Origin of the sequence: Brevundimonas sp., from assembly GCF_019636155.1 — a bacterium.
Classification (GTDB): domain Bacteria; phylum Pseudomonadota; class Alphaproteobacteria; order Caulobacterales; family Caulobacteraceae; genus Brevundimonas.
The window spans coordinates 33,751-60,457 of record NZ_JAHBYB010000008.1; the positions used below are offsets into that span (position 1 = coordinate 33,751).

28 protein-coding genes are annotated in these 26,707 nt (G+C 69.9%); 12 read left to right on the forward strand and 16 right to left on the reverse strand.

Going from position 1 to position 26,707, the window contains the following annotated elements; genetic code table 11:
- Positions 1-145 precede the first annotated feature (145 nt).
- Together KF910_RS10050 and KF910_RS10055 are read left to right on the forward strand one after the other, a co-directional pair.
- The gene (locus KF910_RS10050) at positions 146-769 is read left to right on the forward strand and encodes an IPTL-CTERM sorting domain-containing protein (RefSeq protein WP_292261435.1); all 624 of its coding nucleotides are present in this window, start codon (positions 146-148) and stop codon (positions 767-769) included.
- Between the two features lie 78 nt (positions 770-847).
- A protein-coding gene (locus KF910_RS10055) for an IS5 family transposase (protein WP_292258833.1) occupies positions 848-1,605 on the forward strand; the annotation gives its coding sequence in 2 pieces (ribosomal slippage) (positions 848-1,190 and positions 1,190-1,605; 759 coding nt in all).
- A gap of 13 nt (positions 1,606-1,618) precedes the next feature.
- On the opposite strand, the gene KF910_RS10060 is transcribed toward KF910_RS10055, so the two are convergent.
- From KF910_RS10060 to KF910_RS10075, 4 genes are all read right to left on the reverse strand, one after another.
- Positions 1,619-3,445 (reverse strand): heparinase II/III family protein, encoded by a 1,827-nt coding sequence (locus tag KF910_RS10060; protein WP_292261437.1) that lies wholly within the window; start codon positions 3,443-3,445, stop codon positions 1,619-1,621.
- Positions 3,442-4,104, reverse strand: a complete 663-nt coding sequence (rpe, locus tag KF910_RS10065) for a ribulose-phosphate 3-epimerase (RefSeq protein WP_292261439.1) — start codon at positions 4,102-4,104, stop codon at positions 3,442-3,444. The genes KF910_RS10060 and rpe overlap by 4 nt, the downstream gene beginning before the upstream one ends.
- Positions 4,105-4,183: 79 nt before the next feature.
- Complete coding sequence (locus KF910_RS10070; RefSeq protein WP_292261442.1) at positions 4,184-5,365, reverse strand: acyl-CoA dehydrogenase family protein; 1,182 nt, start codon at positions 5,363-5,365, stop codon at positions 4,184-4,186.
- Between the two features lie 51 nt (positions 5,366-5,416).
- A complete protein-coding gene (locus tag KF910_RS10075; RefSeq protein WP_292261445.1) occupies positions 5,417-5,671 on the reverse strand; it encodes an Lrp/AsnC family transcriptional regulator in 255 nt (84 codons plus the stop codon).
- Between the two features lie 48 nt (positions 5,672-5,719).
- On the opposite strand from KF910_RS10075, the gene KF910_RS10080 reads away from it, so the two are divergent.
- A complete protein-coding gene (locus tag KF910_RS10080; protein WP_292261448.1) occupies positions 5,720-6,574 on the forward strand; it encodes an alpha/beta hydrolase in 855 nt (284 codons plus the stop codon).
- Positions 6,575-6,596: 22 nt separating this feature from the next.
- Positions 6,597-7,271, forward strand: a complete 675-nt coding sequence (locus KF910_RS10085) for a bifunctional 4-hydroxy-2-oxoglutarate aldolase/2-dehydro-3-deoxy-phosphogluconate aldolase (RefSeq protein ID WP_292261451.1) — start codon at positions 6,597-6,599, stop codon at positions 7,269-7,271.
- Here KF910_RS10085 and KF910_RS10090 read toward each other — a convergent pair.
- The 10 genes from KF910_RS10090 to KF910_RS10135 all read right to left on the reverse strand — a co-directional run bounded on the left by KF910_RS10090 (position 7,268) and on the right by KF910_RS10135 (position 18,581).
- Positions 7,268-7,798 carry a periplasmic heavy metal sensor gene (locus KF910_RS10090; RefSeq protein ID WP_292261454.1) on the reverse strand — a complete coding sequence of 177 codons (531 nt, stop codon included), beginning with the start codon at positions 7,796-7,798 and terminating at the stop codon, positions 7,268-7,270. The two genes, KF910_RS10085 and KF910_RS10090, sit on opposite strands and share 4 nt — an antisense overlap.
- Positions 7,795-8,217, reverse strand: a complete 423-nt coding sequence (locus KF910_RS10095) for a hypothetical protein (protein ID WP_292261457.1) — start codon at positions 8,215-8,217, stop codon at positions 7,795-7,797. The genes KF910_RS10090 and KF910_RS10095 overlap by 4 nt, the downstream gene beginning before the upstream one ends.
- 1 nt (position 8,218) lies before the next feature.
- The gene (locus tag KF910_RS10100) at positions 8,219-8,815 is read right to left on the reverse strand and encodes an RNA polymerase sigma factor (RefSeq protein WP_292261459.1); all 597 of its coding nucleotides are present in this window, start codon (positions 8,813-8,815) and stop codon (positions 8,219-8,221) included.
- 26 nt (positions 8,816-8,841) lie between these two features.
- On the reverse strand, positions 8,842-9,417 hold the full coding sequence (locus tag KF910_RS10105; RefSeq protein ID WP_292261460.1) for an EF-hand domain-containing protein: 576 nt from the start codon (positions 9,415-9,417) through the stop codon (positions 8,842-8,844).
- Between the two features lie 52 nt (positions 9,418-9,469).
- On the reverse strand, positions 9,470-12,376 hold the full coding sequence (locus KF910_RS10110; RefSeq protein ID WP_292261463.1) for a bifunctional [glutamine synthetase] adenylyltransferase/[glutamine synthetase]-adenylyl-L-tyrosine phosphorylase: 2,907 nt from the start codon (positions 12,374-12,376) through the stop codon (positions 9,470-9,472).
- Complete coding sequence (locus KF910_RS10115; protein WP_292261472.1) at positions 12,373-13,800, reverse strand: sensor histidine kinase; 1,428 nt, start codon at positions 13,798-13,800, stop codon at positions 12,373-12,375. Before KF910_RS10115 ends, KF910_RS10110 begins: the two co-directional genes overlap by 4 nt.
- A 149-nt stretch (positions 13,801-13,949) precedes the next feature.
- Positions 13,950-14,621: a response regulator transcription factor gene (locus KF910_RS10120; protein WP_292261480.1), complete on the reverse strand. Its 672-nt coding sequence runs from the start codon at positions 14,619-14,621 to the stop codon at positions 13,950-13,952.
- Between the two features lie 87 nt (positions 14,622-14,708).
- The gene (locus KF910_RS10125) at positions 14,709-16,277 is read right to left on the reverse strand and encodes a trypsin-like peptidase domain-containing protein (RefSeq protein ID WP_292261486.1); all 1,569 of its coding nucleotides are present in this window, start codon (positions 16,275-16,277) and stop codon (positions 14,709-14,711) included.
- 153 nt (positions 16,278-16,430) lie between these two features.
- A complete protein-coding gene (rarD, locus tag KF910_RS10130) occupies positions 16,431-17,354 on the reverse strand; it encodes an EamA family transporter RarD (RefSeq protein ID WP_292261494.1) in 924 nt (307 codons plus the stop codon).
- Between the two features lie 180 nt (positions 17,355-17,534).
- Complete coding sequence (locus tag KF910_RS10135; protein WP_292261502.1) at positions 17,535-18,581, reverse strand: aspartate-semialdehyde dehydrogenase; 1,047 nt, start codon at positions 18,579-18,581, stop codon at positions 17,535-17,537.
- A 145-nt stretch (positions 18,582-18,726) separates the two neighbouring features.
- Here KF910_RS10135 and zapE point away from each other — a divergent pair, with 145 nt between their 5' ends.
- Together zapE and KF910_RS10145 are read left to right on the forward strand one after the other, a co-directional pair.
- The gene (gene zapE / locus KF910_RS10140) at positions 18,727-19,827 is read left to right on the forward strand and encodes a cell division protein ZapE (protein ID WP_292261509.1); all 1,101 of its coding nucleotides are present in this window, start codon (positions 18,727-18,729) and stop codon (positions 19,825-19,827) included.
- 35 nt (positions 19,828-19,862) lie between these two features.
- Positions 19,863-20,477 (forward strand): YbjN domain-containing protein, encoded by a 615-nt coding sequence (locus KF910_RS10145; protein WP_292261514.1) that lies wholly within the window; start codon positions 19,863-19,865, stop codon positions 20,475-20,477.
- Positions 20,478-20,536: 59 nt separating this feature from the next.
- On the opposite strand, the gene mdh is transcribed toward KF910_RS10145, so the two are convergent.
- Positions 20,537-21,499 carry a malate dehydrogenase gene (gene mdh, locus KF910_RS10150; RefSeq protein WP_292261517.1) on the reverse strand — a complete coding sequence of 321 codons (963 nt, stop codon included), beginning with the start codon at positions 21,497-21,499 and terminating at the stop codon, positions 20,537-20,539.
- A 241-nt stretch (positions 21,500-21,740) separates the two neighbouring features.
- Between mdh and KF910_RS10155 the strand changes: the two genes are divergently transcribed.
- Entirely contained in the window at positions 21,741-22,172 is a 432-nt protein-coding gene (locus KF910_RS10155; RefSeq protein ID WP_292261520.1) for an HIT domain-containing protein, read from the forward strand.
- Here KF910_RS10155 and KF910_RS10160 read toward each other — a convergent pair.
- Positions 22,169-22,690 carry a hypothetical protein gene (locus KF910_RS10160; protein WP_292261522.1) on the reverse strand — a complete coding sequence of 174 codons (522 nt, stop codon included), beginning with the start codon at positions 22,688-22,690 and terminating at the stop codon, positions 22,169-22,171. The genes KF910_RS10155 and KF910_RS10160 overlap by 4 nt on opposite strands.
- Before the next feature lie 145 nt (positions 22,691-22,835).
- On the opposite strand from KF910_RS10160, the gene sdhC reads away from it, so the two are divergent.
- The 5 genes from sdhC to KF910_RS10185 are packed head-to-tail and all read left to right on the forward strand — an operon-like array spanning position 22,836 to position 26,690.
- Positions 22,836-23,312 carry a succinate dehydrogenase, cytochrome b556 subunit gene (gene sdhC, locus KF910_RS10165; RefSeq protein ID WP_292261525.1) on the forward strand — a complete coding sequence of 159 codons (477 nt, stop codon included), beginning with the start codon at positions 22,836-22,838 and terminating at the stop codon, positions 23,310-23,312.
- Positions 23,309-23,713 carry a succinate dehydrogenase, hydrophobic membrane anchor protein gene (gene sdhD, locus KF910_RS10170; RefSeq protein ID WP_292261527.1) on the forward strand — a complete coding sequence of 135 codons (405 nt, stop codon included), beginning with the start codon at positions 23,309-23,311 and terminating at the stop codon, positions 23,711-23,713. The genes sdhC and sdhD overlap by 4 nt, the downstream gene beginning before the upstream one ends.
- A gap of 7 nt (positions 23,714-23,720) precedes the next feature.
- Complete coding sequence (gene sdhA / locus KF910_RS10175) at positions 23,721-25,520, forward strand: succinate dehydrogenase flavoprotein subunit (RefSeq protein WP_292261529.1); 1,800 nt, start codon at positions 23,721-23,723, stop codon at positions 25,518-25,520.
- Between the two features lie 7 nt (positions 25,521-25,527).
- Entirely contained in the window at positions 25,528-26,331 is an 804-nt protein-coding gene (locus KF910_RS10180; RefSeq protein WP_292261531.1) for a succinate dehydrogenase iron-sulfur subunit, read from the forward strand.
- A gap of 38 nt (positions 26,332-26,369) precedes the next feature.
- Positions 26,370-26,690, forward strand: coding sequence for a 2Fe-2S iron-sulfur cluster-binding protein (locus KF910_RS10185; protein ID WP_292261540.1), 321 nt, complete (start codon positions 26,370-26,372; stop codon positions 26,688-26,690).
- Positions 26,691-26,707 lie beyond the last annotated feature (17 nt).

Here is a 26,707-nt window from a genome sequence, read left to right on the forward strand (position 1 = left end):
GGGAGATGTCCGTTCGGCGGGATGGGGAGGGATGGCGCGCCCTCTAGCACCGCCTGCCCGGCTGGTCACCAAATCCGTGATCTCTGCGGCTCAGCTTGCAGCCGCCACCGTCCGATGCAACCCTGAAGGGCGAGGGGAAATGTCCATGAGAAACAGATTTCTGGCCGTCCTGTCGGGCCTGATGGTCCTCATCCTGGCCCAGCCCGCGGCGGCCCAGGCGACGATTGGCAGCAATGCGACCGGCGACGTCGCGGCCCTGAACGATTCTCATCCCATGCCGGGCGAGGTCATCACCCCGCCGGGCTGGCAGGGGCCGCTGACCGAATATTCGCTGTGGATCCGGCGCGGATCGGCCACCCTGACGGTCCGGCCGGTGATCTATGAATGGGACAATCTGGGGCCGGTCGGTCCGCCCATCTGGACCGGGGCGCCGACGGTGGTGCCGGACACCACCTTTACCGAGATCGTGGCCCAGCCCCATGTCTATCTGGACGCCACCAAGACCTATTGGCTGGCCGTGGCCCAGGTGACGCCCGGCGAGTTCGGCGAACTGGAGGCGGCGATCGTCAACAATGACCCCGGCGGCTACTACGCCTATCGGGACGAGACCATCTCCGGCTGGGGTCGGTCGCTGGGCGGCGAATTGCATTTCAGCGCGACCTTCGCCGCGCCGCCGGGCGTACCGAGCCTCGGTGAGTGGGGGATGATCCTGTTTGCTCTGATCTTGGCGGGCGGGGCGGCGATGCGCCTGTGGCGGCGAACGGCCTAGGTGATATCGACATTCAGGATTCTCAGACGCTGAGATGTCTGATTCATAGGGCTCCGTTCGATGGACGGAGCCCTTTTGATGTCAGCCAAGCGCTACGAGTTGAGCCAGGTTCAGTGGGAGCGGATCGCGGACCTGCTGCCGGGCAAGGCGGGCGATCCTGGGCGGACTGCCGCCGACAACCGGCTGTTCGTCAACGGGGTGCTGTGGGTGCTGCGCTCGGGGGCGCACTGGTGCGATCTGCCCGAGCGCTATGGACGCTGGAAGACGCTGCACAAGCGCTTCAGCCGATGGTCGAAGGCCGGGGTGTGGGATCGGGTGTTCGCCGACCTGATCAAGGACCGTGACAATCAGTACCTGATGATCGACAGCACCTTGGTCCGAGCCCACCAGCAGGCGGCGACCGGAAAAGGGGGGCCTCGGATCAGGCTCTGGGGCGCTCCCGAGGCGGACTGACCACCAAGATCCACATGGCCGCCGACACCCTCGGCCGGCCGATCCGGTTCATCCTAACCGCCGGCCAAAGCGGCGACGCCCTGGCCGCGCCAGCCCTGCTGGAAGGCTTTCGCCCCCGCGCCGTGCTGGCCGACAAGGCCTACGATTCCAACGCCCTGCGCCAACTCATCGCCGACGCCGGCGCGCAAGCCGTCATCCCCTCCAACCGCACTCGCAAGGTGCTGATCGCCCACGACATTGAAGCCTATCGCGCTCGTAACCGCATCGAGCGTTGCTTCTCAAAGCTCAAGCACTTCCGACGCTTCGCCACCCGCTACGATCGCAGAGCCATTCACTTCCTAGGCTTCGTTCACCTCGCCGCCGCCATGATCTGGATGCGATGAATGTCGATTCCACCTAGGCCGGATCGCCGGGCGCGCCGGCGGGGCTCAGCTTCCAGCGGATCTTGGTCTCGGCGTCGGTGCGGGCCGAGCCGCGCACCACGATCTGAAGCGAGCGGCGGGTCAGGCCTTCTTCGACATGGACGCTGGGCTCGATGGCCACGTCCGGGCCGTCGGTGCGGAACCACCAGCCACGGCCCGAGGCGCCGCGCAGCAGGATCGACCGCCGGTCCCGCGCCAGGGAGGCCGAGACGCCGGGCTCCAGCTGGAACCGGATCGCATAGGGGGCGGCGATGGCGCGCACCACCTCCTTCTGGCCGGGGGCCGGATATAGCCTTTCCTCGGCGCGCAGTTCGTCCAGCCTCTGATCCATATAGAGCCGCCGCTGGTGCAGCAGGCCGTGCTGGGTGACCCAGCCGTCATGCTCGATCTCCAGCCACAGGGCGCCTTCGCCCTCGCGCCGCTCGACCTCGACATGCAGGGGACGGCCGGCCAGGCGCGGGCCCAGGACCTCACTCTTCCACCCGCCCAGAGGCTCGGCGGTCGAACGCTCGCCCAGGGTCAAGGTTGAATGGCCGGGCGTCAGCCTCAGTCCCTGACGGTCGGCTGCGCGCGGGGTCCAGCCGGACCCGGTGATCAGCCGGTCGCGACCACAGGCGATCTCAAACGCAGCCGGCTGGGCGCAGGCGTTGACGGACCAGACACCGCGCGCGGGCGGGGCCGCGTCGGCGATCACCGTCATCAGCGGGCTGCGCAGCCGCACGAAGCCGCCCACCCCGTCCAGCCCCGGTCCGACGGCCGGGTCGAAAGCCTCCGGTTCCGGCTCCGCATGGGCCAGGGCCGCCGCAACGCGGCCGGGCGTGGACGGTCCGCCGCCCTGGAAGGTCGCCAGCCGCCCATCCGGCAGAGACAGGATGCGCAGGCCCCGCGTCAGCCGATCCATGGCCTGGGCAACGGCGGGCGGGGTCGGTTCCGACAGCTGGGCCAGGGCGTCTTCCAGCGTCAGAAGGTCCAGCAGCAGCTCCAGCCCCGCCTCGGGCGAATGGGAGGCGTGCAGACCGTCCGGCCCCACGGTCGTCTCCAGGGCCCGGCCAAGCCGCGTCAGGGCCCGGCGGCGCAGGCCCGTTCCCGCCGATCCGGCCAGGACGCATCCGGCCACGGCCGCGGCGGTCAGCCGTTCGGCCCGTCCGGCGGCCCCGCCGGGCGGCCGCAGCAGCTGGCGCGCCTGGCGCCCCAGGAGGTCGGCCAGGCGAAGGCGTTCGGCATCGGTCGCCGCCTGGCCCATGCGGCGCGCGGCGCAGGCCAGGTTCATCACCCGCCGTCCCAGGATCTCGGGACCCCAGGCGAAGGGAGACCAGCGGGCGAAGGCCTGGCCCCAGGCCAGGGTCAGGCGCAGGCCCTCGCGCGATCCGCGCTCGCCCTGGAGCATCAGGCTCGGCAGCCAGGCGAAGGCGTGCAGCTCGACGGCGAAGGCGCGGCTGGGGCTGGGCCGGTTCCAGGGGTCGGCGTCCGCCTCGATGTCCTGGCTCAGCCCGGCCAGGGTGAACCGGTTCGACAGGATCAGCTTGCCCGTGGCCGGGTCCGCGGGGCGATAGTCGCGCGGCGTGGCGGCGAAGGCGGCGGCCGCTGGTCCCTTCAGAGTCAGGGCGTAGCCGGGCAGTCCGTAAAGCTCGATCCACAGCTGTCGCGCCAGGGCGCCCGCGGCCAGGGCGGGCCACAGGCCGGGCCCTGTCGTCGCTCCCGCCGCCCGCACCGGGGTGCGGACCGGGGCGCCGTGCAGGCCGGGAATCTGGTCCGGTCCGACCGAGGGTTCGTCGCGCGCGAAGGGGCCGAAGGGGCTCATGCCGGCCGCTTCAACCCGGCGATGTTGGCGATGTAGGCGTCGGGCCCGCCCCGGAAGACGGCCGTCCCCGCGACCAGGGCGTCGGCCCCGGCGGCGACGCAGGCGGCGGCGTTGTCGGCCGTCACCCCGCCGTCGACCTGCAGATGCGCCGACGATCCGGCGCGATCCAGGATGGCGCGGGCCCGGCCGATCTTGTCCAGGGCCGAAGGAATGAATTTCTGCCCACCGAACCCCGGATTGACCGACATGATCAGCACCAGGTCCACCAGGTCGACGACCTCCTCCAGGATCGACAGGGGGGTGGCCGGGTTGAACACCACCCCCGCCTTGGCCCCCAGGTCGCGGATGGCGCCCAGGGTCCGGTGCAGGTGCGGCCCGCTCTCGGGATGGACCGTCAGGATGTCGGCCCCGGCGTCGCGATAGGCCTTCAGCCAGGGATCGACCGGGGCGACCATCAGGTGCACGTCGAAGGGCAGGGTCGTGTGGGGGCGGATGGCCTTCACGATGTCCGGCCCCAGGGTCAGGTTGGGCACGAAATGGCCGTCCATGACATCGACATGGATCCAGTCGGCGCCCGCCGCCTCCAGCGCCCGCACCTCCTCGCCCAGGCGGGCGAAGTCGCTGGCGAGGATCGAAGGGCAGATCAGGGGCGCGGCCATTCGCCGGGGATAAGGCGGGTCGCGGCATGGGGCAAGCGTCGGCGCGGCCTGGGCGGCCCTTATCGACCGCGACGCCGGGTCACGCCCCCGGCAGTTGCAGCAGATGCTTGGCGATGATGTTCAGTTGGATCTCGCTGGTCCCGCCCTCGATGGAGTTGGCCTTGGTGCGCAGCCAGTCGCGGGCCATGGCGCCGTCGCGCGACCGCTCGCCTTCCCATTCCAGCGCCTCATGGCCGCCCGCCGCCATCAGCAGTTCGTGGCGGCGCTTGTTCAGCTCGGACCCATAGTATTTCAGCATGGAGGCGATGGCCGGATGGGCCTGTTTGGCCTTCACCTGATCGCCCACCCGCTCCATGGCCAGGCGGAAGGCGGCGGCGTCCACCTCCAGTTCGGCGATGCGGGCGCGCAGCATGGGGTCGTCCAGGCGGCCCGCCTCGTCCAGGCCGATATGGTCGGCCGCGACCTGGCCCACGGGCCGACCGGCGGCGACCTCGCCCATGGCGCCGATCATGGTGCGTTCGTGGGCCAGCAGGTGCTTGGCCACGTCCCAGCCGCGGTTCAGCGTGCCGACCAGGTTTTCCTTCTCGACCCGCACATCGTCGAAGAAGGTCTCGCAGAAGGGCGACTTGCCACTGATTAGCGTAATGGGGCGGGTGGTCACCCCCGGCGTGGCCATGTCGAACAGGACGAAGGAAATGCCCAGATGTTTGGGCGCCTGGGGGTCGGTGCGGACCAGGCAGAAGATCCAGTCGGCCTTGTCGGCGTAGCTGGTCCAGATCTTCTGGCCATTGACGATCCAGTGGTCGCCGCGATCTTCGGCGCGGGTCTGGATCGAGGCCAGGTCCGAGCCCGCGCCGGGTTCGGAATAGCCCTGACACCAGCGGATTTCGCCACGCACGATTTCGGGCAGGAACCGCTGCTTCTGTTCTTCCGTCCCGAACTGCAGCAGGGCCGGGCCCAGCATCCAGACGCCGAAACTGTTCAGGGCCGGCTGGGCCTGGATGCGGCGCAGTTCGGACGTCAGCACCTTGGCCTGTTCGCGGCTCAGGCCCCCGCCGCCGTATTCGGTCGGCCATTCCGGCGCCGTCCAGCCGCGCGCCGCCATGCGGTCCAGCCACAGCTTGTGCGCGGGCGTCTTGAAGACGGCGTTGCGCCCGCCCCAGATGGCCGCGCCCTCGTCCGCCGGCCCGCGGCATTCTAGGGGACAGTTGGCCTCCAGCCAGGCGCGGGTCTCTGTGCGGAAGTCGTCCAGTTCGCTCATGCGGCGGACCCTAGCAGGGATTCCGGCTGACGCAGCATCAGAGGCGAACGCTCAGCGGCTGGGCGTGAAGGGCGAGAAGGTGATGACGGTGAAGGTGTCGCGGATGTGCGGCCGGGTCTGGACTTGACGGGTCACGAAGGTCCCGATGTCCATGTCCTTGGGCAGGCTGAATTTGGCCAGGAGGTCATACTGGCCCGAGGTCGAATAGCATTCCGAGACGTATTCGACATTGTCGACAATGTCGGCCGCCACGTCGTTGGCGCAGCCCAGCTCGCATTTGATGAAGACGAAGATGGCGGTCATCATGGCGGGGTCTCCGGCGCGGCGTCGGGGCCTCTAGTAGCGGATGGATGCGTGGCGGGTAAGGTCGATCTGGAGGCCCAGTACAACAACCGCGCCCGCGTGCCCGACCATCCGGCGGTGATGGCGATGTGGCGAGAACAAGCCGAGGCGGCGCGGGCGGCCCATCCGTCGGTCCGCATCGCCTATGGCGAGGGCGCGCGTGAGGTCATGGACCTGTTCGAGGCCGCCCCTGACGCGCCGGTCGCGGTCTTCATCCACGGCGGCTACTGGCAGGCGCTGGACAAGGATTGGTTCAGCGGTGTCGCGCCGGCCCTGCTTGTGCGCGGTGTCAGCGTCGCCATCCCCAGCTATGACCTGGCGCCCGCCGTGCGCGTCGGGGCCATCGTCGGCCAGATGCGCCAGGCGGTCGAGGCGATCCGGGCGCGGACGGGACGCCGCCCGCTGGTGTTCGGCCATTCGGCGGGCGGCCATATGGCGGCGGCGATGCTGAGCGAGGGGCGGGCCTGCGCCGCACTGGCCATCTCGGGCGTGTTCGACCCCGAGCCTCTGATCGGGACCTCGCTGAACGACGCGCTGAAACTGGATGAACGAGAGGCGCGCGCCCTGAACATCCTGCGCTGGCCGGCGCCGAATGGGGCCACGCCCGGCGGCACGGTTCTGGACTGTATCGTCGGCGGCGACGAGAGCGAGGAATTCCTGCGCCAGAGCCGCACCATGTCGGAGGTGTGGGCCGCGCAAAGGGTGCAGACCCGTTTCGAAGCCCTGCCCGGCCTGAACCATTTCACCGTGCTGGACCCTCTGTTCGACGCGGATAGCGCGATGGTGGGGCGGGTCGCCGAACTGGCGCGCGCGGACACCGGGATTGATCGCGGCTCACTTGACGTGAACCCGGTCCCGTCAGACTGAGGATCAGCCCCCGGAGCCCGCCATGCCCCACGACCGCCTGACCGTCCTGACCGCGCTGGAACGCCAGGGCGTCGCGCCGGTCTTCTATCATGCGGACGCCGGGGTATGCCTGAACGTGATCCGCGCCTGCGCGCGCGGCGGGGCGCCGGTGGTGGAGTTCACCAATCGCGGCGATTTCGCCTGCGACCTGTTCGGCGAGATCGCGCGCGAACTTCAGAAGACCGATCCCAAGGTGATCCTGGGCATTGGTTCGGTAGTCGATGCGGGAACCGCCAGCCTGTTCCTGAACCGGGGCGCGCGTTTCGTCGTCAGCCCTTGTCTGGTCGAGGAGGTGGCGCGGGTCTGCAATCGGCGCATGACGGCCTATTTCCCCGGCTGCGGCTCGGTGACCGAGATCGGCCGGGCGCACGAACTGGGATGCGAGATCGTCAAGCTGTTCCCCGGCGCCAGCGTCGGCGGGCCGGACTTCGTCAAGGCGGTGCGGGGACCGATGCCCTGGACCAAGATCATGCCGACCGGCGGCGTCGATCCGGATGAGGCCAGCATCGCCAGATGGTTCGGCGCCGGCATCACGGCGGCGGGCATGGGGTCGAAACTGATCACCGACGCGGCGGTGAAGTCCGGCGACTGGGCCGGGATCGAGGCCCAGGTGCGCCGGACGGTCGAGGCGGTGAAGGCGTTCCGCGCCAGGCCTTAATCGGCCGAGGGCGGCGGACCGTCCGGCTGGGCGTCGCGCGGTCCATGCGGCCCGCCATGGACGCCGCCGGGACCCCGCCCGCTACGGCGGGCCAGTAGACGGGACATGACCGCACGGTCCGCCGGCGACAGGGTGTTCATCAGGGCCAGAAGATCGCTTTCCAGACGGGCGCGACCGCGCATCTCGGCCAGGCGCGACTGTTCCAGCAGGGCCTGGATCGCCGCCGGGTCATAGGTCTCGGCCCGCGACCGGGTCACGGCCTCGCGACGGGCCGCGCGGGCGGCGTCGAAGTCGGGCCGCGCCGCATGGGCCGACTGGCGCAGGGCCGTGCGGACGCGGTCGCGCGCCTCGGGCGACAGGCGATCGGTCAGGCCCATGAAGGACTGTCCCCTTCCGGGCCGGGCCTGATCCTCGACCTGCCGTTCGACCTTGGCGCGGGCGGCGTAGAGGGTGACCCCACCGGCAAGGGCGAACAGGTTCAGGGCGACCGAAACCGCCAGCAGAATCTTCAGCGTGCGTCCGGTCATCCCAGCACCTCCGCGTCATCGATCACGGCGAAATCCGCCTGGGTGTAGACGGCCTCGGCCCGGGCGTCGGCCGTCAGATGGGTGGTCATGGCCAGGCCCGAGACGGCCCCGGCGCCGGTGGCCGCCATCAGTCCCGCCGCCGTCAGCCAGGCGAACGGCCGCAGGACCTCGAAGCGGAACAGGCGAGGCCGCGCCGCCTGGACCGCCGAGGCCAGGACCCGGTCGTGCAGCGCCATCGAGGCGCGAGGCGTAGGGGAAGCGTCCAGGGCGTGATCCAGCCCGACCGCCGCCTGGCGCAGCCGCTCCAGGTCCGGCGCCTGGTCCAGCAGGCGCAGGGCCGCCGCCCGCTCCGATTCCGGCCAGCGATGCGGAGAGGCGCCATAGGCGTCGATCAGCTGTTCCAGCCTTTCGCGGTTCATCTCATCTTCCTTCGCGTCCGGGGGCCAGGTCCGCAAGGGCGGCGCGAAGGGCGCGGCGTCCCCGGGACAGCAGGCTCTCCATGGCCTCGACGCTGACCTCCATCAGGCGCGCGGCCTCGATATTGGTCAGTTCCTGATAATGGCACAGCACCAGGGCTTCGCGCTGCCGGTCGGGCAGGGCGTCCAGGGCGGCCTGGACGCGCCGGCCGGTGTCGGCGGCAAAGAGGCCCCGGTCCGGAGCAGGCCCCTCGTCGGGCCGGTCGGGCGGCGCCTCGGTCGGGATTTCGCGCCGACGCCGCAGCCGGTCGTAGCAGAGGTTCAGCCCCACCCGGTGCAGCCAGGTGTCGAACCGCGCCTGTCCGGGCCGCCAGTGCGGCGCCTGGCGCCAGGCCCGCAGCATCGCCTCCTGGGCCACGTCCTCGGCCTCGGCCGGGTCGCCCAGCATGCGCTGGGCCAGGGCCAGGACGCGCGGCAGCTTGCGCGCGACCAGGGCCTGGACGGCGGCCGGATCGCCACGGGCGACCCGAAGCACCAGATCCTCGTCCGGATCCTCCACCGTCAAGCGTTCCAGCCTCCGCGGCCCAGGGGTTTGATCCATGCTCGCCGGGCGACCGGCGCATCGGCCTACTCCGTTACAGGCGCGGCCGGCGAAGGGCCAGCCGCGTGCGGGCGGCGGTGCGGGCGGCGTTCCGCCCGCGCGGCGCGGCGTTCGTCGGCGCTCAGATAGCCATCGCTGTCGGCGTCCATGCGGTCAAAGGCCTGGGCCGCGCGGTCGCGCATCTGGTTCAGGTCGAGGCTGGCGGAACGGATCGAGCCTCGACGGCTGTGAGGACCGGGCCGCATCCGGGGGGCGGCGCCGGCCTTGGCGCGCGGCGCGTCGAACTCGGCGCGGCTGATGACCCCGTCGCCGTCCGCGTCCAGCCGGGCGAAGGCCTCGGCGCGGCGCTGGGTCATCCGCGCCTGCATGGCCGCGCGCCGTTCGTCGCGCGACAGGGTTCCGTCGGCATCGGTGTCCTGGGCCGCCATCCGGTCGATCCGCGACAGGAATTCGGCGCGGCTGATGCGGCCGTCGTTGTCGGTGTCGATGCGCGAGGCGTGTCGGGTCGGCGCGCCTTGACGGGGCGCATCCTGGGCCAGGGCGCCGGCGGCGGGGGCCAGGAAGAAGGCGGCCGCACAGGCGGCGATCAGGCGAGTCTTCATGGTCGGTCTCCTTTCGCCCCCCGGTTCTGCTGAGAAGTTCAACGCCGGTCGGTCAGGAGTCCGTCGCGGCGGCCTTCGGTCCCGCCACGGGATCGGCGCCCAGCCCGGCCTGGAAGGCCTCCAGCGCCGCGCGTCGGGCCGTGACCAGACGGGCCTTAAGGGTGTCGAAATCCGGCGCGCCGACCGCGGCGGCCAGGCGGCGGCGCAGGCCCTCGGGCTCGCTCTCCGGATCCAGGTCGTCCTCGGACGCGCAGGCCAGGAACTGACGCAGGGACTGCTGCAGGGCCCAGGCCTCGGCCGCCGCCGGTTCGCCGGCCAGGGCCTCCAGGGTCGAGACGGTCAGGGGATCGCCGGCCGCCGCGGCCTGAATCTGCCGGTACTGGGCCAGGAATTCGGCGTCCACCTGGCCGCCGCGCGACAGCTTCAGATCCCAGAACCCCCAGGGCGCCCGCTCGCGCGCCATCAGTTCACGCATCCGCCGCACGTCGGCGGCGATGTCGACGCCTGGCCGTGGCCGCCGCAAGGCCTGTTCGATCGCGCCCTGGACCGCCCGGCCAAAATCGGGGTCGGACGCCCAGACCAGCCGGGCGCGGGTCAGGGCCATGAACTCCCAGGTGTCGGCCTCGCCGGCGTAATAGTGATCGAAGGCCGACAGGCGCACCGCCACCGGCCCCTTGGACCCGGTGGGCCGCAGCCGCATGTCCACCTCGTAGAGGCCGCCCTCGGCCGTATGGGCCGACAGGGCCGCGATCAGCCGCTGGGTGAAGCGGACATAGAAGACCTCCGGCCCCCATCCTCGACCCTCGGACACCGCCTCGGCCGGGGCGTCGTAAAGGGTGATCAGGTCCAGGTCGGACCCGGCCGTCATCTCGCGCGAGCCGGTCTTGCCCAGGGCGATCACGGCGACCGCTCCGGCGATGGCGCCGCCCTGCCGCTGGACATCGCCCAGGGCGGCGGGGGCCAGGGCGCGGATCACGGCGTCGGCCAGGTCGGCGTAGGCGCGGCCCACGGCCTCGGGCGCCGCCCGGCCGGTGATGGTCTGCATGCCGATGCGGAACACCTGCTCGCGATGGATGCGACGCACGGCGTCCATGGCGCCCTCGAAGTCTCCGGCCGAGGCGGCTTCGCCCGACAGTTCGGCGACGACGCCTGAATCCTGGTCCAGGTCGCTGGCGAAACGGGCGTCCAGCACCCCGTCCAGGGCCGCCGGCCGCCGGCCCAGCACCCGCGCCAGCCGGGGCGCGAAGGCCATGACCTCGACCACCAGGTCGAACAGCCTAGGCTGGTTCAGGAACAGGGCCTGGACCTGCACCCCGGCCGACAGGCCCGAGAAGAAGACGGCGAAGCGGCGGAAGGCCGCGTCGGCCGCCCCGGTGTCGGCCACGGCGGTCAACAGACGCGGCGCCAGGCGGGTGAACAGTTCGCGCCCCTGGGCCGTACGGGTGGCGGGGATGCGACCGTGATGCCAACTGCGGATCGTATCGGCCACGGCGGCCGGTTCGGCGAACCCCATCCGCGTCAGGGTTTGCAGGGTCTCGGGATCATTCTCCACACCCGTGAACACCAGGCTGCCATAGGGGGAGGACAGATCCTCTTCATCCTGAAACAGCTCGCCATAGCGGGCGTTGACCCCGGCCAGCAGCCTCTCGACCTTCGCATCGAAGGCGGTCAGGTCCGCCTCGCCCGCCAGGGCAGCCACGGCGGCGCGGCGCGTGGGATCGGCGGGCAGGACATGGGTCTGTTCGTCGTCCAGCATCTGCACCCGATGCTCCAGGGCGCGCAGGCGTTCATAGGCGGCGGTCAGATCGGCGGCCGTTTCCGGCGCGACATGGCCGGCGGCGGCAAGGGCCTTCAGCGCCTGGACCGTGCGGTTCGAGCGCAGCGACCGGTCGCGCCCGCCCAGGATCAGCTGCTGGGTCTGGGCGAAGAATTCGATCTCGCGGATGCCGCCGCGACCCAGCTTCAGATTGGCGCCCGCCGCCTCCAGCCCCTCGCCGGTCTTGTGGACGTGGATCTGGCGCTTGATCGACTGGACGTCCAGCACCGCCTTGTAGTCCAGGCTGCGCCGCCAGACGTAGGGGACCAGGGCCTTCAGGAAGGCCTCGGCCGCCCGAATGTCGCCCGCCACGGGCCGGGCCTTGATGAAGGCCGCCCTCTCCCAATTCTGGCCGACGGATTCGTAGTAGGCCAGGGCCATGGGCGCGGCCACGACCGGCGGGGTCGAGGAGGGATCGGGGCGCAGCCGCAGATCGACGCGGAAGACGTATCCCTCGGCCGTCCGCTCGCTGAGCAGCCCCGCCCAGGCCTGGGCCAGCCGGTCCAGGAATCGCTGCGGCTCCACCCCCTCGGCCAGGGCCGGGGCCAGGCGGTCGGGATCGTAGAACAGCGACAGGTCGATATCGCTGGAATAGTTCAGCTCATTGGCCCCATGCTTGCCCATGGCCAGGCCGAACAGGCCGGGCACAGGGCCGGCCGGATCGTCAGGGTCGGAGATCAGCTTGCCGCGCAATCTCTGCTCGCCGGCCACCGAGGCCAGGGCCGCACGCACCGCCGCATCGGCGAAACGACTCAGGGCGCCGGTCACCGTGTCCAGGTCCCAGACCCCGCCCAGGTCGGACAGGGCGGTCAGAAGATGCAGTTCGGCCTTCATCCGCCGCAGGGGCGCGCGAATTTCGTCGGGCGTTCCCTCCGGCGCCCCGACCCGCGCCAGAAGGTCTTCGAGACGGGCGTCGGGGTCGCTCTGGAGCAGGGCCTGCAGCATCTCGGGCCATCGCCGCGCCAGTCCGGCCAGATAGGGCGAGGCGGAAAACACCGGCGCCAGGGCCGGCCAGGCCTGATCCAGGAGCGGCGTCCATCCGTGGTCCCGGGCAGCCTCGGCCAGACGCTCAAGCACCCGTTCGGCCGCGCCGGGATCGATGACGGGGCCGCAGGGCGCCAGCCGCTCCGCCAGCACGGTCACGCCGTCTCCGGCGCCGTGGCGGGGGGCAGGACCATGGCCACCCGCAGGCCCGGCCCGAAGCCGTCATAGGCGCCCGGCCCCTCGTCCAGCATCAGCCGCCCGGCGTGCGCCTCCAGCACCGCCGTGACCAGGGACAGGCCCAGGCCCGACCCGGCCTCGGTCCGGCTGTTGTCCAGGCGCACGAACCGCTGGATGACCCGCTCCCGATCCTCGGCCGGCACGCCCGGCCCGGTGTCGGTGACGGAGAATTCGATCTCTCCGGACGACCGCCGCCGCGCCCTCAGCTTCACCGCCCCGCCAGCCGGTGTGTATTTGATGGCGTTGTCGATCAGATTGGCCAGAGCCTGGGCCAGGAAAGGCCGGTTGGCCTCGATCGTCAGACCGCGTTCGATCTCGGCCGAGAATTCCATCCCCTTCTCCTCGGCCGCCGGTTCGTAGAGTTCGGCCATGTCGGCGGCCAGGTCGGCGGCGTCGAACACCACCGGATCGGGCGTGCGGCCGGCCGCCGCCTGAAGCCGGGCGATGGCCAGGACGGTGTTGAAGGTCTTCAGCAGGGCGTCCGCTTCGTCCAGAGCCACCTGCAGGGCGTCGACCCCGTCGATCCGTCCGGCCTCGGCGTCGATCAGGGCGACCTCCAGCCGCGCCCGCATCCGCGTCAGGGGCGAGCGCAGGTCGTGGGCGATGGCGTCCCCGGCGTGGCGGATCGAGGCCATGGAGACCTCCAGCCGGTCCAGCATCTGGTTCAGCCCGGCGCCCAATTCGTCCAGTTCGTCGCCCGAGCGGCGCACTTCCGCCCGGGCCTTGAGGTCGCCGTTCTGGACCGCGTGGACGACCCGGTTCAGCCGCCCCATCGACCGTTCGACGTTGCGGCTGACGATCAGCCCGCCTCCGGCCCCCAGCAGGACCACCAGCAGCATGGCCGTCCACAGGGCCTGGGTCAGGCGGTTCAGATATTCCTCGGTGTCGCCGATGTCTTGACCGACGAACAGGATTTCGCCGCCCGTCAGCTTCATCTCGACCCCCATGGCCTGGCGGCGACGGACGCGGCCTTCCTCGTCCGTGTCGGTCAGGCGGAAGGTGCTCCACTGGCTGGCGCTTCCGTCCTCGGCGGGCTCGATCGGCGATTCAGAGACATTGCCGGTGATCGCCGTCCGGTCCGGCCGCATCAGCAGATACAGGTGCGGCCCTCCGCGAATGGTGCGTTCGACCAGGGCCTGGTTCAGGGCGTCGACGCCCCGCGCGCGATACAGAGACGCCAGAACCCCGACCTCGGTGCGGACGTCCGCTTCGGCCCGCGCCCGGGCTTCGCCGGCGGAGGCCACATAGACCCAGGCCAGCACCGACCCCGCCGCCGCCGCGAACAGCGCCAGGAACAGCAGCGTCAGCCGGAAGGGGGTGCGGCGAAAGAGGGATGGAAGGCGCATGATGGCTTAGCGACGAGTGGCGAGTGGCGAGTGGCGAGACATCAGCAATCCGTGAAGCCGAGTTCGAGCGTGACAGCGAGTTGAAATTCGAACCCGCTCATCTTCGGCTCCTCACACTCCTTCTCGCCACTCGCCACTCGTCGCTGCTCTCACGCCTCCAGCCGGTAGCCCGCCCCGCGCACAGTCTGCAGCATGGCCTTGTCGAAGCCCTTGTCGATCTTGGAGCGCAGGCGGCTGATATGGACGTCGATGACATTGGTCTGGGGGTCGAAATGATACTCCCACACCTTTTCCAGCAGCATGGTGCGGGTCACCGACTGGCCGGCATGGCGCATCAGGAATTCCAGCAGCTGGAACTCGCGCGGCTGCAGGTCGATCTCGCGGCCGGCGCGGTGCACGGTGCGGCCGATCAGGTTCATCTCCAGGTCGCCGACCTTCAGCACGGTGGCGACCGAGCCGGTCTCGCGGCGGCGCGACAGGGCCTCGACCCGGGCGATCAGCTCGGCGAAGGCGTAGGGCTTGACCAGGTAGTCGTCGGCCCCGGCCTTCAGCCCCGTGACCCGATCCTCGACCTCGCCCAGGGCCGACAGGAACAGGACCGGGGTCTGGTCGCCGTCACGGCGCAGGGTCTCGACCATGCCGACGCCGTCCAGGCGCGGCATCATCCGATCGACCACATAGACATCATAGCCGCCCTTCTGGGCCTCCAGCAGGCCGAAGGCGCCATCGACGGCGTGCACCGCCTCGTGCCCCGCCTCGGTCAGGCCGCGCATCATGGCGGCGGCGGCTTCGGTGTCGTCCTCGACCACCAGTATGCGCATCTTTGCTGCCTCAATTACAGAATCGCCGCCGATACTAGCGCATCGGCGGCGATCCCGTGAGTTACGGCTTTGTCAGGCCGCGCCGGCCTATTCGGCGTCGGGCAGGTCCAGCACCACCGGCGCATTGCCCTGGGGCGTGCGGACCAGCAGGAACAGGGTCTTGCGGCCCGCCTGGCGCGCCGCCTCGACCTGGGACCGGACATCGGCCACCGAACGCACGGCGGTCTGGCCGGCGCGGGTGATGACGATGCCGGCGGTGAAGCGGCGGTCGCCGCCGCGCGCCACGCCGGTCACCACGGCGCCCTCGACATCGGCCGGGATGCCATAGCGCTGGCGCAGGGCAGGGGTCAGGTCGGCCAGGTTCAGGCCGGCGACGACCTGTCCGGTCGGCGCCGTCGGCTTGGCCGGGTCGGCGCCCTCGTCGGTGGAGGTGCGCGGATTGTTCAGCTCGCTTTCCGGCGGGCGGGCGTCGGCGCGGATGGTCACCGTCTGGCGCCGTCCGTCGCGCAGGACGTCCAGCCGCAGCGTCTGGCCCGGCGCAACCTGGGCCACCTGACGGGTCAGGTCGGTGTTGCTGTTGACCCTCTGGCCGTTGATGGCGGTGACGACGTCGCCGGCGCGCAGGCCGCCGCGCTCGCCGGGGCCGCCCGGATTGACGTCATTGATGAAGGCGCCGCGCTGGTCGGCCGGCAGGCCCATGCCCTCGGCCATCTCGCGGCTGAAGGTGCCGACGGTGACGCCGATATAGCCGCGCTGGATCGCCTCGCCGCGCATCAGCCGGTCGACGATGGGCTTGGCCACCGAGACCGGGATGGCGAAGCCGATGCCGACCGAGTTGCCGGTCGGGGAGTAGATGGCCGTGTTCACCCCGATGACCCGGCCGTAGATGTCGAAGGTCGGGCCGCCCGAGTTGCCGGTGTTGATGGCCGCGTCGATCTGCAGATAGTCGACATAGTTGCTGCTGCGCTCGGCCGGGATATTGCGGCCGCGCGCCGAGACGATGCCGGCCGTGGCCGTGCCGCCCAGGCCGAAGGGGTTGCCCACGGCGATGACCCAGTCGCCGACGCGGGGGTCGTTCTCTTCCTCGAAGGCGACGAAGGAAAAGTCGTTTCCATCCACCTTCAGCACCGCCAGGTCCGTGCCCTCGTCCCGCCCGACGACGCGGGCCGGCATCTCGCGCTGGTCCGACAGGACGACGGTGATTTCCGAAGCGTTCTCGATGACGTGGTTGTTGGTGACGATGTAGCCGTCGCGGCTGATGAAGAAGCCCGAGCCGGCGCCGCGGCCCATGATGGCGTCGTCATCCTCGCCCTCGCCCTCGCCGCCGTCGGGCGTGGCGCCCTGGGGCAGGGGCACGGTGAAGGGGGTGCCCGGAATCTGGAACATGCCGCCGCCGCGCGGACGTTCGATGCGGGTCTCGGTGTTGATCTGGACCACCGCCGGGGCGACCTGGTCGAAGATCTGGGCGAAGGACAGGGGCGCGCCCTGCGGCGGGGCGAAGGCCGCACCCGCGGCGCCCGACGACGGAACGATGCGTCCCGCCTCGATCGGCGCGGCATGGGCCCCGGGCCAGGAAATGACGCCGCCCGCGGTGGCCGCGGCGGCGAACGTCAGGCCGACAGCGGCCCCCAGGATGAACTCCTTGCGCTTCAGCATACGCACCTCAGATCCTTCCTTCACGGGCGGATCGCACCGCCCCTGGCGTCATATAGGCCCCGTCTCGTGCGCCAGCCAACCGGGGTAAACACGAGGATGAGACCTCGTCAGAGTTCGTCATATGGCGAAGTTGCGGCAAGACCGCGGCGTTGCCTAAGGAAGCTCGGCGCCCTGGGCCAGGGCGCGGCGTTCGATCCGATGGCGCATCAGGGCGCCCAGGGCGAAGACCCCGGCGCCGCCCCAGATGAAGACGAAGCTGACGGCCCGCAGCGGCGTCAGGGCCTCGCCCGTCATCACGCCCACGGCGAACTGAAGGGTGGGGGCGACGAACTGGATGAAGCCTAGCGTCGACAGGGGCATGCGCCGCGCCGCCCAGGCGAACAGGGCCAGGGGCAGGACCGTCGCCGGACCGTTGGAAAGGGCCCACGGCAGATGGACGGGATCTTCGAAGCCCACGCCTTGCCCGGCCCGCGCCAGCCAGACCAGCCACAGCACCCCCAGGGGCGCCAGCAGCAGGCATTCCACCAGCAGTCCGGCCTGAGCCTCGACGGGCGCGCGCTTGCGGATCACCCCATAGGCGGCGAACGACAGGGCCAGGAACAGGGATATCCAGGGCGGGCGTCCCAGGGCCAGGGCCTGCAGCAGGACCCCGACCGCCGCCAGTCCCACCGCGACCCAGCCGAAACGGTCCATCCGCTCGCGGAACAACCACAGGCCGAAGACCATGTTCAGAAGCGGGTTCAGATAGTAGCCGAGGCTGGCCTCCAGGGTCGCATGATGGGTGGTGGCCCAGACATAGACGCCCCAGTTGGTCCCGATCAGCAGGGTCGAGACCGCAAGCCAGCCCAGCAGACGCGGATTGCGGAATACGGCCGCGACCTGTCCGCCCTGGCGCGCGGCCAGCACCAGAAGGGCGGCCGCCGGCGCGGCCCAGACGGTGCGGTGCGCCAGAATCTCCATGGCGTCGAAGCCCGCAGCATGCTGGCCGATGAACAGCAGGGGCATCAGCCCCCACATGATATAGCAGCCGAAGGCCGACAGCAGGGCGGCGCGTGGGTTGTCGGACGGGGAGGTCATCGGGGCCTGTCGATTCTGTTCCTTCTCCCCTCGGGGGAGAAGGTGTCATGCAGCGCATGGCGGATGAAGGGGACGCCGGTTTGACCTCGTTTCCGGACGAAGCGAGCGGCGACCAGCCCCCTCATCCGAGCGCCTCCAGCGCCCACCTTCTCCCCCGAGGGGAGAAGGCCGTGGCGGTCTTCAAACGGTGATCGAGCGGTAGCCGTCCGAAGGCTTGAGGGTCCCGGTCTCGTCCAGAAGCTGGGCGATCTGGACCGCGTTCAGGGCCGCGCCCTTGCGCAGATTGTCCGACACGACCCACAGCATCAGACCGTTCTCGACCGACGGATCCTTGCGGATGCGGCTGACATAGACGGCGAACTCGCCCGCCGCATCGACGGGGGTGACGTATCCATCGTGTTCCTGCTTGTCGATCACCTGGACGCCGGGGGCGTCGCGTAGGATGGCGCGGGCCTCGTCCGGGGCGATCGGCCGGTCGAACTCCAGGGCCACCGCCTCGGAATGGCCGACGAAGACGGGCACGCGGACGCAGGTGACCGTCAGCCGGATGTCGGGGTCCAGCATCTTGTGCGTCTCGGCCCACATCTTGGCCTCCTCGTCGGTGAAGCCGTCGTCACGGAAGTCGCCGATCATCGGAATGACGTTGAAGGCGATCTGCTTGGGGAATTTCTTCGGCGTGGCGTCGCCCAGGCCGTAGATGGCCTTGGTCTGGGTCCACAGCTCGTCCATCCCTTCCTTCCCGGCGCCCGAGACGGACTGATAGGTAGAGACCACGGCGCGGGTGATCTTCGCCGCGTCGTGCAGGGGCTTCAGCGCGGTGACCAGCTGGATGGTCGAGCAGTTGGGGTTGGCGATGATGTTCTTCTTCGTCGCCAGCTTGACGTCGTCCGGGTTCACTTCCGGCACGATCAGCGGCACCTCCGGGTCCATGCGGAAGGCGCTGGAGTTGTCGATGACGATGGGGCCGGCCTTGCCGATCCTTTCCGACCAGGCCTTGGACACCTCCTTGCCGGCGCTCATCAGCACGATGTCGACCTTGGAGAAGTCGAAACCTTCCAGATCCTGGCATTTCACGGTCCGCTCGCCGAAGGCCACTTCGACACCCTTGGATTTGCGCGAGGCGATGGCGTGCAGTTCCGACACGGGGAATTGCACCTCCTCCAGGATGTTCAGCATCTCCTGGCCGACATTGCCGGTGGCCCCCACGACGGCGACGCGATAGCTCATCTTTGTTGGTCCTTCGGACGCCCTACCGCTCGCCGCGCGGCGGCTTGCTGCTTGAGGGCGGAATTTGTGCGTTCCAGCGATGTAGGCTTTCGCAGGCGCGAAGCAATCGCTTTTCAGGGGCGGCGGGCGCCTTTATTCGGGGGCCATGCCTTCCCGCATCCGCCGCGCCTTCGACCAGCGCCTGAAAGACGGCCGGTTGAGCCCCGATCCTGCGCAAGGGTCGGCGCTGGCGGCGCTCGAGCGGCTGGAGCGCGACCTGGGTCGAAAAGGATTGTTCGGCGCCCGGCCCGAGGTGCGCGGCGTCTATCTGTGGGGACCGCCGGGTCGGGGCAAGTCCATGCTGATGGACCTGTTCTTCGCCTGCGCGCCCGAGCCGAAGAAGAGCCGCGCCCATTTCCACGCCTTCATGGCCCGGGTCCACGACCTGATCGGCCGCTGGCGCAAGGGCGACCGCAAGGCCCGCCAGGCGGTGTTCGGGCAATCGAAAGGCGACGACCCCATCGCCCCGGTCGCGGCCCTGATTGCATCCGAGGCGCGGCTGCTGTGCTTCGACGAGCTTCAGGTCACCGACATCGCCGACGCCATGATCCTGGGTCGGCTGTTCCAGGCCCTCTTCGACCTGGGCGTGGTGCTGGCCGTCACCTCGAACCGGGAACCCGGCGACCTCTATCACAACGGGGTCAACCGCCAGCTCTTCCTGCCCTTCATCGACCTGATCCGCGACCGCTGCGAGGTGGTGTCGGTGGCAGGCGACCGCGACTGGCGGCGCGAACGCCTGGCCGGGCGCCAGGTCTGGTTCAGCCCGGACAACGCCGAAGCGCGCGCCGCCTTCGAGGCCCTGTGGTCCGAACTGAAGGGCGAGGAGCCGGAGGAGCCGGCCCATCTGGCGGTCCTGGGCCGCGACATCGTCATCGCCCGCACCGCCGGCAGCCTGGCGCGCGCCACCTTCGCCGAACTGTGCGCCCGGCCGCTGGGGCCGCAGGACTATCTGGCCGTCGCCGGCCGGTTCCACACTCTGTTCCTGGAAGGAGTCCCAAGACTGGACCCCGCCGCCCAGCAGGAGGCGCGGCGGCTGGTGACCCTGGTGGACGCGCTTTATGAGGCCGGAGCGCGGCTGGTGGTCCTGGCCGATGCGGCGCCCGACGCCCTGTATCCGACCGGAGTGGGCGCCTTCGAATTCGAGCGCACCGCCTCGCGCCTGGCCGAGATGTCGGCGGTGGACTGGCTGGCGCGCGCGCCGGCTTGACCCTAAACAGCGGCCGAAAGAGGAGTTTCGACGCCATGATCCGTTTCCCGCGCCTGACCCCGTTCGCGCCCGCCCTGTCGGCGGCCCTGGTGCTGGGCCTGGCGCCGGCCTCCCTGGCTCAGGATACGAGCTCTCGGGCCGCGCCGCCGGCTGAACAGGCTCAGGATCAGGCGCCCCTGGCCGGAGAGGCCCTGATGGCCGCGCCGGGGGTCACCCTGGCCGAGGCCGGCGCTTGGCTGGCCACCGCCGGCGCCACGGTGGGCGAGCCCCAGACCGCCGGCGGCCGCACCTATATCCCGGTCAGCGACGGCGCCCTGAGCTGGACCCTGTGGCTTTACGCCTGCCCGCGCGACGTGTGCGACGACATCCAGTTCAGCGCCATCTTCAGCGGCGCCGGCATCACCCAGGAAAAGGTCAACGACTGGAACCGGGATCACCGCTTCCTGAAGGCCTTCTTCGCGCCGGCCCAGGGCGACACGCCGCCGCGCGCGGCGGTCCAGTATGACGTGGTCCTGACCGCGCCGGGGATGGTGCATCTGTCGGAACCGGCCGGAATCTGGGTCGATCTTTTGGGCCAGTTCGCCCGGGCCATGGGCCTGGACCCGAACGCCGCCTCGGTCCCCGACGCGGCCCCGGCCGCCGAGGACTGACCGGCCGCGAAAAAGGGGGCCGCGTCGCCGCGACCCCCTGAAGATTCCGGCGTCGCCGATCAGGCCAGCGAGGGGTCGGCCTGTTTGCAGGCCTCGATCAGCCCCTTCACCGAATCCACCGACTTGGCCAGCATGGCCTTCTCGTCGTCATTGGTGGTGAACTGGACGATCTTCTCGACGCCCGAGGCGCCGATCAGGGCCGGCACGCCGACATAGAGGTCGTTCAGGCCGTATTCGCCCGACACCCAGACGGCGCAGGGCAGGACGCGCTTCTGATCCAGCAGATAGGAACGGGCCATGGCAACGGCGCTCTCGGCCGGGGCGTAGAAGGCCGAGCCGGTCTTCAGCAGGCCCACGATCTCTCCGCCGCCCTTGCGGGTGCGGTCGACGATGGCGTCCAGCTCGGCCTGGCTCATGAAGCCGGCGGCGACGGCGTCAGGCAGGGGCAGGCCGCCGACGGTCGAGTGGCGCACCATGGGCACCATGTCGTCGCCGTGACCGCCCAGGGTCCAGGCGTGGATGTCCTGCACCGACACCCCGGTCTTTTCGGCCAGGAAATAGGCGAAGCGGGCGCTGTCCAGCACCCCGGCCATGCCGACCACCTTCTCCTTGGGCAGGCCCGAGAATTTCTGCAGCGCCCAGACCATGGCGTCCAGCGGATTGGTGATGCAGATGACGAAGGCGTTGGGGGCGTGGGCCTTGATGCCTTCGCCGACGGCCTTCATGACCTTCAGATTGATGCCGATTAGGTCGTCGCGGCTCATGCCCGGCTTGCGCGGCACGCCGGCGGTGACGATGCAGACGTCGGCGCCGGCGATGTCGGCGTAGTCATTGGCGCCCTTCAGGGCCACGTCCTGGCCGAAGACGGCGCTGGCCTCGGCGATATCCAGCGCCTTGCCCTGGGGCGTGCCCTCGGCGATGTCGAACAGGATCACGTCGCCCAGCGCTTCGCGCGCGCAGATGTGGGCCAGGGTGCCGCCGATCATGCCGGCGCCGATAAGGGCGATCTTCGCGCGAGCCATGTGAATCTCCGGATCGTGTTGCGTTGCGGGAAGGAAGATGGGCGGCGGTCTAGACCCGCCGGGTCGCGCCCGCAAGGCGGCGGCGCGGTCAGCCGCCGGATCGCCGCCGTGGTTTTGACACGACCGGCCGGCAGCGTCACGGTTCCCGTCCCAAGGAGCCGCGCCATGTCCAGACCCCTGATCTCCGCCCTGGGCCTTGCCCGACGAATCTGGCCTGCGTCGTCTATGGGCTGGAGGGCTGATGTCCGTTGACGGGTTCGCCTTGGCTCCTGCCTTCGAAGCCGGCTCGGTCTTCGTCGCCGACGGGGACCTGTGCCAGGTGCGGCTTCAGGACGATGCGCGCTTCCCCTGGCTGGTCCTGATCCCGCGCGTCTCGGGTGTAACCGAGATCGATCACCTTTCTCCCGCCGACCGGGCGCGGCTGATGGAGGAGGTCGTCCGCGCGGGCCAGCGGGTGCGGGCTATGGGCGAGGCTGTCGGGCGGCCGGTCGACAAGCTGAATGTCGCCGCCCTGGGCAATGTCACGGCCCAGCTTCATGTGCATGTGGTGGGTCGGCGGCGGGACGACGGCCTGTGGCCCGATCCGGTCTGGGGCCGCCCGGGCGCTCGCCCGTGGGAGCCGGCGCTGCGGGAGCGGCTGAGGGCGCTGGCGGCGCGCCAGAGCGAACTTTAGGGCTCGCGTTTCAGCGTGACCGTTTCGCCCTTCCATCGGCCGGTCCAGCCGTCACGGACGTGACGCAGGGTCAGGGCGCCGCCCGGCAGGGCCAGTTCGGCCCGGCCACCCTCGCGCCGGCCGCTGAGGGGCGTGGCGGGCGCCACGCCGTCGCCGAAGGCGCCGTCCAGGGCGCCCGAGGTCCAGTCCGACAGAACCAGGCGACCCAGGGCTCGTCCGTCCTGCATCACCAGCCAGCTTCCGTCCAGCGGTCCCGCCATGGCGTCGGCCTGGGCCTCGGCCGCCGCCACCGCCTGGTTGTAGGCGGCGTCCAGGGGCTCGGGCCCGGTGCGATAGCCCAGGCGGAAACGGTCCAGGGTCTCGGGCTCGGTCAGGGGTTCGAGGCGCGGGCCGCTCATCGGCGCGCTCAGGGCGAAGGCCTCGGACGGTTCGAACGGCCGCACCGGCGGTGGGGCGTAGACATCGGAGGGCGTCGCGGCCGCATAGGGCGTCTGGACCGTCAACCACAGGATCAACATCGCCGGACTCATGGGAAGGGAACCTGCGCCGGCCCGGACGACTGAGCAAGTGCGGTCGGTGCGTTGACACGCTGCGGCGGCGGTCACTAAAGCCTGTTCACCGACATCGGCGCATTGAATTTGCGCGATTTTGAGAACGATTCGCATGTCCCAACCCGCTCCCGGCGTCGGCGACCCGACGAACGAGGCAGACCTCGATCAGACCGGTCGCTTCGTGATCCAGCCCAACGGCCGCGTCCGTCCGTTGTCGCCGCATCTGCAGATCTGGCGCTGGCACATCACCATGGCGGCTTCGATCCTGTTCCGGGTCACCATCGGCGCGGCCAGCTTCGGGGCGATCATCGTCCTGGCCTGGATCGCGGCCCTGGCCAGCGGGCCGGAGGCCTTCGCCCGCGCCGCCGAATGGGCGGGTTCGCCCCTGGGCCTGCTGGTCGGCTTCGGCCTGACGGCGGTGCTGTTCTCCTTCATCCTGAACGGGGCGCGGCACCTGATCCAGGACACCGGTTCGGCCCTGACGCTGAAGTCGGCCGACCTGTTGTCGCACATCTCGATCTGGGGGGCGCTGGTGCTGGCGGTCCTGTTCTGGGCGGCCCTGTTCGCCTCGGGGAGGGTTTCGCTGTGAGCGGACGCGTCGAATATCGCAGGGGCGTGCGGGTGTCCCAACGCCACGGCGCCGGAGAGTGGGCGACCGAGCGGGTGCTGCTGCTGGCCCTGATGCCGCTGGGCCTTTGGCTGGCCGTCAGCGCCTTCGGCCTGGTCGGCGCCGATTACGACCAGATGCTGGCCTGGTTCGGCAAGGGGCTGAACGCCGCCCTGGCCAGCCTGACCGCCCTGGTCTTCTGCGCCTATGCGGCCCTGGCCTGGAAGGTGATCGTCGAGGACTACATCCACGCGCCACGCAACAAGACCCTGCTGCTGGTCCTGGTGAACCTGGTCTTCCTGGCGCTGGCGGCCGCCAGCATCTTCTTCATCGTGCGGCTGGCGCTGGGTTCGGCGCCGCTGCCTGCCGGCATCGGAGCCTGAGCGCGTCATGACAAAGCTTGGGGCTGCATATGAATTCGTCGATCACGCCTATGACGTGGTGGTGGTGGGCGCCGGCGGCTCGGGCCTGCGCGCGGCCCTGGGCGCGGCCCAGGCCGGCCTGAAGGTCGCCTGCGTCACCAAGGTCTTCCCGACTCGCAGCCACACGGTCGCGGCCCAGGGCGGCATCTCGGCCAGCCTGGGCAATATGGGCGAGGACGACTGGCGCTGGCACATGTACGACACCGTCAAGGGGTCGGACTGGCTGGGCGACCAGGACGCCATCGAATACATGGTCCGCGAGGCGCCCCAGGCGGTCTATGAGCTGGAGCACTGGGGCGTGCCCTTCTCGCGCACCGAGGAAGGCAAGATCTATCAGCGCGCCTTCGGCGGCATGACCCGCAACTATGGCGAGGCGCCGGTCCAGCGCACCTGCGCCGCCGCCGACCGCACCGGCCACGCCATCCTGCACACCCTGTACGGCCAGTCGGTGCGGCGCGAGGTCGAGTTCTTCATCGAATTCTTCGCCCTGGACCTGATCATGGACGGCGGCGCCTGCGTCGGCGTCACGGCGCTGAAGCTGGACGACGGGACCCTGCACCGCTTCCGCGCCAAGACCACCATCCTGGCCACCGGCGGTTATGGCCGGGCCTATTTCAGCGCCACCAGCGCCCACACCTGCACCGGCGACGGCAACGCCATGGTGCTGCGCGCCGGCCTGCCGCTGCAGGACATGGAGTTCGTCCAGTTCCACCCCACCGGCATCTATGGCGCCGGCTGTCTGATCACCGAAGGGGTGCGCGGCGAGGGCGGCTACCTGACCAATTCCGAGGGCGAGCGGTTCATGGAGCGCTATGCGCCGACCGTGAAGGACCTGGCCCCGCGCGACATGGTCTCACGCTCCATGACCATCGAGATCCGCGAGGGCAGGGGCGTGGGTCCGAAGAAGGACCACATCTTCCTGCACCTGGATCACCTGGACCCGGAGATCATCCACCAGCGCCTGCCGGGCATTTCCGAAAGCGCCCGCATCTTCGCCGGGGTGGACGTGACCAAGGAGCCGATCCCGGTCCTGCCGACCGTCCACTACAACATGGGCGGCATCCCCACGAACTATCACGGCGAGGTCCTGACCAAGCGGGGCGATGACGCCGACGCCGTGGTGCCCGGCCTGATGGCGGTGGGTGAAGCGGCTTGCGTCTCGGTGCACGGCGCCAACCGGTTGGGCTCCAACAGCCTGATCGACCTGGTGGTGTTCGGCCGCGCGGCGGGCCTGCGCGCCGGCGAGACGATCGACAAGGCCAGCGCCGTCCCCGAAGCCCCCGCCTCGGCCACCGACGCCCACCTGGCGCGGCTGGACAGGTTCCGCAACGCCTCGGGCTCGACCCCGACCGCCCATCTGCGCCTGGCCATGCAGCGCGCCATGCAGGAGGACGCCGCCGTCTTCCGCACCGGCGAGACCCTGGAACAGGGCGTCAATCGGGTGCGCGAGGTGTTCAAGGCCTCGGACGACATCAAGACCACTGATCGCGGCCTGATCTGGAACACCGACCTGGTCGAGACCCTGGAATACGACAATCTGATCGGTCAGGCCGTCGTCACCATCGAAGGCGCCCTGAACCGCACCGAAAGCCGCGGCGCCCACGCGCGCGAGGATTATCCGAACCGCGACGACGCCAACTGGATGAAACACACCCTGTCGTGGCTGGACGAGGCCAAGGGGCAGTCGAAGATCGATTACCGCCCGGTCCACAGCTACACCATGACCAAGGACGTGGATTACATCCCGCCCAAAGAGCGGAAGTACTGAGGCCCCGATGGTTCAGCTCACCCTCCCCAAAGGTTCGCGGCCCACGACCGGCAAGGTGCACAAGGCCCCGCCGGGCGCCCAGAACGTCAAGACCTACAAGGTCTATCGCTACGATCCCGAGGTGGACGCCGCCCCGCGCTGGGACGTCTATGAAGTGTCGGCCGACGACCACGGGCCGATGCTGCTGGACGCCCTGATCCACATCAAGAACGAGATCGATCCGACCCTGACCTTCCGCCGGTCGTGCCGCGAGGGCATCTGCGGCTCGTGCTCGATGAACATCGATGGGACCAACACCCTGGCCTGCACCAAGGGCTGGGACGAATGCCGGTCCTCGACCATCGCCATCGCCCCCCTGCCGCACCAGCCGGTGGTCAAGGATCTGGTGACGGACCTGAGCCTGTTCTACGCCCAGTATGACTCGATCCAGCCCTGGCTTCAGTCCGATGCGCCGGACCCGCAGAAGGAACGTCTGCAGAGCCCTGAGGATCGCGAGAAGCTGGACGGCCTCTACGAATGCATCCTGTGCGCCTGCTGCTCGACCTCCTGCCCCAGCTACTGGTGGAACCAGACCGAATACCTCGGACCGGCCGCGCTTCTGCAGGCCTATCGCTGGATCGCCGACAGCCGCGACGACGCCACGGACAAGCGCCTCGACGACCTGGAGGACCCGTTCAAACTCTATCGCTGCCACACCATCATGAACTGCGCCCAGGTGTGTCCGAAGGGTCTGAACCCCGCCAAGGCCATTGCCGAAACCAAGACCCTGATGGTCTCGCCCAGCCGCCACAAGGCCAAGACGCCGGCCTGAGGCTTGATCGGCGCGCGGCTTGCGCTAGTGGGGTTCGCATGGCGAAGATCACCTATATCGAACACGACGGGACCGAATACGCGGTCGAGGTCCGCAACGGCCTGTCGGTGATGGAAGGCGCCATCCGCAACAATGTGCCGGGCATCGACGCCGACTGCGGCGGCGCCTGCGCCTGCGCCACCTGCCATGTCTATGTGGACGAGGCGTTCCAGGACGTCACCGGCCGCCCCTCGGCCATGGAGGAATCGATGCTGGACTTCGCCGAAAACGTCCAGCCGAACAGCCGTCTGTCCTGCCAGATCCGGGTGTCCGACGATCTGGACGGCCTGATCGTGCGCCTGCCTGAAAACCAGCACTGAGGGCCTTTCACGCGTTC

Coding starts and splice junctions, on each gene's coding strand:
- KF910_RS10050 (WP_292261435.1), top strand. CDS start 146: ATGAGAAACAGATTTCTGGCCGTCCTGTCGGGCCTGATGGTCCTCATC.
- KF910_RS10060 (WP_292261437.1), bottom strand. CDS start 3,445: ATGAGCCCCTTCGGCCCCTTCGCGCGCGACGAACCCTCGGTCGGACCG.
- rpe (WP_292261439.1), bottom strand. CDS start 4,104: ATGGCCGCGCCCCTGATCTGCCCTTCGATCCTCGCCAGCGACTTCGCC.
- KF910_RS10070 (WP_292261442.1), bottom strand. CDS start 5,365: ATGAGCGAACTGGACGACTTCCGCACAGAGACCCGCGCCTGGCTGGAG.
- KF910_RS10075 (WP_292261445.1), bottom strand. CDS start 5,671: ATGATGACCGCCATCTTCGTCTTCATCAAATGCGAGCTGGGCTGCGCC.
- KF910_RS10085 (WP_292261451.1), top strand. CDS start 6,597: ATGCCCCACGACCGCCTGACCGTCCTGACCGCGCTGGAACGCCAGGGC.
- KF910_RS10090 (WP_292261454.1), bottom strand. CDS start 7,798: ATGACCGGACGCACGCTGAAGATTCTGCTGGCGGTTTCGGTCGCCCTG.
- KF910_RS10095 (WP_292261457.1), bottom strand. CDS start 8,217: ATGAACCGCGAAAGGCTGGAACAGCTGATCGACGCCTATGGCGCCTCT.
- KF910_RS10100 (WP_292261459.1), bottom strand. CDS start 8,815: ATGGATCAAACCCCTGGGCCGCGGAGGCTGGAACGCTTGACGGTGGAG.
- KF910_RS10105 (WP_292261460.1), bottom strand. CDS start 9,417: ATGAAGACTCGCCTGATCGCCGCCTGTGCGGCCGCCTTCTTCCTGGCC.
- KF910_RS10115 (WP_292261472.1), bottom strand. CDS start 13,800: ATGCGCCTTCCATCCCTCTTTCGCCGCACCCCCTTCCGGCTGACGCTG.
- KF910_RS10120 (WP_292261480.1), bottom strand. CDS start 14,621: ATGCGCATACTGGTGGTCGAGGACGACACCGAAGCCGCCGCCGCCATG.
- KF910_RS10125 (WP_292261486.1), bottom strand. CDS start 16,277: ATGCTGAAGCGCAAGGAGTTCATCCTGGGGGCCGCTGTCGGCCTGACG.
- rarD (WP_292261494.1), bottom strand. CDS start 17,354: ATGACCTCCCCGTCCGACAACCCACGCGCCGCCCTGCTGTCGGCCTTC.
- KF910_RS10135 (WP_292261502.1), bottom strand. CDS start 18,581: ATGAGCTATCGCGTCGCCGTCGTGGGGGCCACCGGCAATGTCGGCCAG.
- zapE (WP_292261509.1), top strand. CDS start 18,727: ATGCCTTCCCGCATCCGCCGCGCCTTCGACCAGCGCCTGAAAGACGGC.
- KF910_RS10145 (WP_292261514.1), top strand. CDS start 19,863: ATGATCCGTTTCCCGCGCCTGACCCCGTTCGCGCCCGCCCTGTCGGCG.
- mdh (WP_292261517.1), bottom strand. CDS start 21,499: ATGGCTCGCGCGAAGATCGCCCTTATCGGCGCCGGCATGATCGGCGGC.
- KF910_RS10155 (WP_292261520.1), top strand. CDS start 21,741: ATGTCCGTTGACGGGTTCGCCTTGGCTCCTGCCTTCGAAGCCGGCTCG.
- KF910_RS10160 (WP_292261522.1), bottom strand. CDS start 22,690: ATGTTGATCCTGTGGTTGACGGTCCAGACGCCCTATGCGGCCGCGACG.
- sdhC (WP_292261525.1), top strand. CDS start 22,836: ATGTCCCAACCCGCTCCCGGCGTCGGCGACCCGACGAACGAGGCAGAC.
- sdhA (WP_292261529.1), top strand. CDS start 23,721: ATGACAAAGCTTGGGGCTGCATATGAATTCGTCGATCACGCCTATGAC.
- KF910_RS10180 (WP_292261531.1), top strand. CDS start 25,528: ATGGTTCAGCTCACCCTCCCCAAAGGTTCGCGGCCCACGACCGGCAAG.
- KF910_RS10185 (WP_292261540.1), top strand. CDS start 26,370: ATGGCGAAGATCACCTATATCGAACACGACGGGACCGAATACGCGGTC.